At 75.6% G+C, this 3,869-nt stretch carries 4 protein-coding genes; 2 read left to right on the top strand and 2 right to left on the bottom strand.

Annotation, left to right across the window (positions count from 1 at the left end; translation table 11 throughout):
* On the bottom strand, positions 1-194 hold a 194-nt coding region (locus ABZV94_RS40635; protein WP_356349998.1), incomplete at its 3' end, for a hypothetical protein.
* 115 nt (positions 195-309) lie between these two features.
* Here ABZV94_RS40635 and ABZV94_RS40640 point away from each other — a divergent pair.
* Positions 310-1,653, top strand: a complete 1,344-nt coding sequence (locus ABZV94_RS40640) for a helix-turn-helix transcriptional regulator (RefSeq protein WP_356349993.1) — start codon at positions 310-312, stop codon at positions 1,651-1,653.
* 4 nt (positions 1,654-1,657) lie between these two features.
* On the opposite strand, the gene ABZV94_RS40645 is transcribed toward ABZV94_RS40640, so the two are convergent.
* On the bottom strand, positions 1,658-2,446 hold the full coding sequence (locus ABZV94_RS40645; RefSeq protein ID WP_356349994.1) for a hypothetical protein: 789 nt from the start codon (positions 2,444-2,446) through the stop codon (positions 1,658-1,660).
* Between the two features lie 303 nt (positions 2,447-2,749).
* Here ABZV94_RS40645 and thrS point away from each other — a divergent pair.
* Positions 2,750-3,869 (top strand): threonine--tRNA ligase (thrS, locus tag ABZV94_RS40650; RefSeq protein WP_356349996.1); only part of this gene is annotated, 1,120 nt, incomplete at its 3' end.

Below are 3,869 nucleotides of genomic sequence, written 5' to 3' on the forward strand. Positions count from 1 at the left end.
CAGCGGTCCGCCTGCTGGGTCGCCGCGGGTGCCGGAGCGGTGCCGGCCGCGCGGGCCGGGCCGGCGTTCGCCGCGAGGAGGAGGGCCGCGGCGGCGATGACGGCCGCGATGATCCCCCGGGCGGTGGACGTTCGGGCGATCGGGCGGATGCGGGAGTGGGGCGGTGCGTAGGGTGCGGATGTACGTCCGGGCACGGCGACCTCACAACACAACAGCGGCGTGTTAAGCATGTTTAATTCGCCGTTTAACCTAGGGGCTGCCGGAGCGCAACGGCAAGGGGTGTCAAGGCAGTTGGGGGGAGCGGGCGGCATGAGGGAGCGGGACGATCCCGAGGTCATCGGGCGGCGGGTGCAACGCCTGCGCAATCAACGGGGGCTCACCCAGCGGCAGTTGGCGGAGCCCGCGTACACCCCCGCCTACATCTCCACCCTGGAGGCCGGGCGGGTCCGCGCCTCCGACGAGGCGCTGCGGCACATCGCGGACCGGCTCGGGGTCGCCTTCGAGGAACTGGCCGTCGGCCGGCCCGCCCACCTCGCCACCGACCTGCGGCTGCGGCTCACCGAGGCCCAGCGGGTCCTCGCCGACGGGCGGGCCGAGGAGGCCGCCGCCCAGTACGCCGTGCTGCGCGCGGAGGCCGAGGCCCACGCACTGGGGCACGAGCACGCCGCCGCCCTGCTCGGGCTCGGCGAGTGCGCCCTGGAGACGGGGCAGCTGACCACGGCGCGCGAGTGCTTCGAGCAGGCCGAGGAACGGCTGGCCGACAAGGCCCTGCCCGTCCGGGTGCCCGCCCTGCGCGGCCGTGCCGTCGCCCACTACCTCGCCGGTGAGCTCCGCTACGCCGTCTACCTCCTGGAGACCGCACTCGACGAGCTGAACCGGGGCGGACTGCACGACCCCGACGCGCTCCTGCTGCTCTACGCCAGCATCATCGGCCCGTACATGGACATGGGCGCCCATGCCCGTGCCGCCCAGGCCGCCGAGTTCGCCCTCGCGCTCGCCCCGCAGGCCGGCGACCCGGCGCTGATCGCCCGCATGCACCGCTCGGTGGCCCGCACTCTGCTCGCCGAGGGCCGGGCCGCCGAGGCCGACGCCTCCCTGGCCAAGGCCGCCGAGCTGTACCGCCGGCTGAGCCTGCGCACCGAGCTGGCCAACTGCCACTGGATGCGCGGCTACGTCTGCGCCCAGAACGGCGAACTGGACCGGGCGGAGAGCGAGTTGCGGCAGGCGTACGCCATGCTCTCGCAGACCCGGGCCGCGCTGTACCGCAGCCAGGCCGCCGTCGAACTCGCCGACGTCCTGCACCGCCGGGGCAAGTCCGAGGAGGCCGCCGCACTGCTGGAAGGCGTCCTCGGCGACTTCTCCTCCGAGCGCGGGGCCGTCCACGCCGCCGGCGCGCACCGCCTCCTCGGCATCATCGCCGAGGACGCCCGCGACACCGAGGCCGCCGAGGAGCACTACGTCCGCGCCCTCAGCCTGCTGGAACGCGCGGGCGCCGCCGGCGACCTCGCCGACCTGTGCCGCCTGCTCGGCGACCTGCTGCGCCGTACGGGCCGCGTCGAGGCCGCCCTGGACGCCTACCGCACCGGCCTCGGCCACCGCACCGCCCCGGGCACCACCACCCTCGGCCCGGCCCCGGCGCAGCCGCCGCTGTGAGGCCTCACACCTGCGCCCGGCCCTGCTTGCGGATGTCGGCCAGGCGCAGCGCGCCGACCTGCACGGCCGCCTGGGTCGCGTCGTTCGGCACGTCCCCCAGGCTGCCGTTGGTCAGCGCGAACGCGTCCTCGCCGACCCGGACGGCGGCCACGTCCAGGGTGAGCAGGAACTCCTGCTCGTCGGGCGTCATGCCGGCGACGGTGACGCGCAGGCCCTGGCGGGCGTCACCGACCTCGGGCAGCGGCGCGTCCACGACCTGTACGTCCTCCACGAGCCCCAGCTCGGTGGTGGCCGTGAACCGGGCGCACCGCGCCGGCAGCGTGCGCAGCCACGCCAGCATGGCGTCGACGTCCGCCGGGCGGCGGGCGCCGATCTGGTAGCGGAGTTGGGCGTCGGTGTCGGCGTCGTCCAGGCCGACGGCGACCCGGGCCGGGCCGCCGAGCAGTTCGTCGCTGTACAGGGCGTCCAGCAGCCGCTGGCACTCCCCGGCCGTGGTGTGCGCCTTCAGCAGCCCGTCGTGCCAGGTGGCCGCGCCCCGCGTGGAGATCCAGGGGTCACCGAGGTCCGTCTCGGTGATCAGCGCGGCCTGCGCCTGCTCGTCGCTGAGGGAGGAGCCGTCGGCCCGCGCGGACGCCTTGGGCGCCGGGGCCGGCCGGTCGATGGTGGGCAGCGGGTACGGCGCGCTCGCCGGGTGGTGCAGGCCCAGGGCCGCGCAGCCGCCGGCGGTCAGCAGGCCGGTGCCGATCAGGGAGAGGACGACGGCACGGGGGAGGTGGGGTATCGCGGGGGACATCGGTGCCTCCTGGGCTGCGTGCGGCCGACGGGGGTGCTTGATCTCACGGCACCACCGCCCTGACCTGGGCACCAGCGCTCGGAGCCGTACGGGTGAGCGGGCGGCGGGAATTGCGTGGTGCGCTCCTCGCGGGGCCGGTACCGTGCCGTTCATGCAGCGCGCCCACCTGTGCCCGTCGAGCACGACGACGCCGGAGACCGTCCCGGCGCGCTGACACCTGACCAGCACCGAAGCCCCGGGGCGCACGCCCCGGGGCTTCGTCGTGCACCGGGGACGTGCGCCTCCCGCACCGAGGAGACCCCGATGAACGACAAGCTGCCCGACCACCGCCGCCTCGGCCGCGCGCTCGGCCTCTTCGACACCGACCCCCTGATCGGCGCCGGTCTGCCCTACTGGCTGCCCGACGGGGCCGTCGTCCGGCACACCCTGGAGGAGTACATCCGGGACGCCGAACGCCGGGCCGGCTACCGGCACGTGTACTCGCCCGCGCTCGGCAAACGGGAGCTGTACGAGATCTCCGGGCACTGGGACCACTACCGCGACGACATGTACCCGCCGATGCGGCTCGGCGCCGAGGAGGTCGTCCTGCGGCCCAGCCTCTGCCCCCACCACGCCCTGATCTACCGCTCCCGCTCCCGCAGCTACCGCGAACTCCCGCTGCGCATCGCCGAACTGGGCGCCATGCACCGTGCGGAACCGTCCGGGGTGCTCGGCGGCCTGACCCGGGTCCGCGCCATCCACCTCAACGACGCGCACGTCTTCTGCACCCTGGACCAGGCGGTGGCGGAGGCACGCGCCGCCCTGGAGCTGATCGCCCGCGCGTACGCCGACCTCGGTATCCGGGCCGTGCGCCACCGGCTCTCGCTGCCCGGGGCGGGCGGCAAGTACGTCGCCGGCCCGGAGCTGTGGCAGCGGGCGACCGGTCTGCTGCGGGAGGTCCTCGCCGAGGCCGGGGTGGCGTACGAGGAGGCGGAGGGCGAGGCCGCCTTCTACGGCCCGAAGATCGACGTGCAGATCGCGGACCCGGCGGGCCGCGAGTCCACCCTGTCCACCGTGCAGATCGACTTCCACCAGCCCGCCCGCTTCGACCTGCGCTACACCGGGGCCGACGGCGCCCGGCACCGGCCGGTGATGGTGCACCGCAGCATCATCGGCAGCGTGGAGCGGGCCGTCGCCCACCTCGTCGAGACCCACCGCGGGGCGTTCCCGGCCTGGCTGGCCCCCGTCCAGCTGGCCGTGCTGCCGGTGGCCGAGGAGCAGACCGGGCCGGCGGCGGCGCTGGTCCGCGAGGCGCTCGCCCTGGGCCTGCGCGCCGAACTCGTCGGGCCCGGGGAGGGCACCCTGGGCGCCCGGATCCGCGCGCCCCGCCTGGTCCCGTACCAGGCGGTGAACGGCGCGCGGGACGCGGACGCCGGGCTGGCCG

Origin of the sequence: Streptomyces sp. NPDC004658, assembly GCF_040609555.1 — a bacterium.
Lineage (GTDB): Bacteria > Actinomycetota > Actinomycetes > Streptomycetales > Streptomycetaceae > Streptomyces.

What these genes read in the sequence shown, in the direction of transcription:
- ABZV94_RS40645 (WP_356349994.1), bottom strand. Translation starts at nt 2,446, where the DNA reads ATGTCCCCCGCGATACCCCACCTCCCCCGTGCCGTCGTCCTCTCCCTG.
- ABZV94_RS40640 (WP_356349993.1), top strand. Translation starts at nt 310, where the DNA reads ATGAGGGAGCGGGACGATCCCGAGGTCATCGGGCGGCGGGTGCAACGC.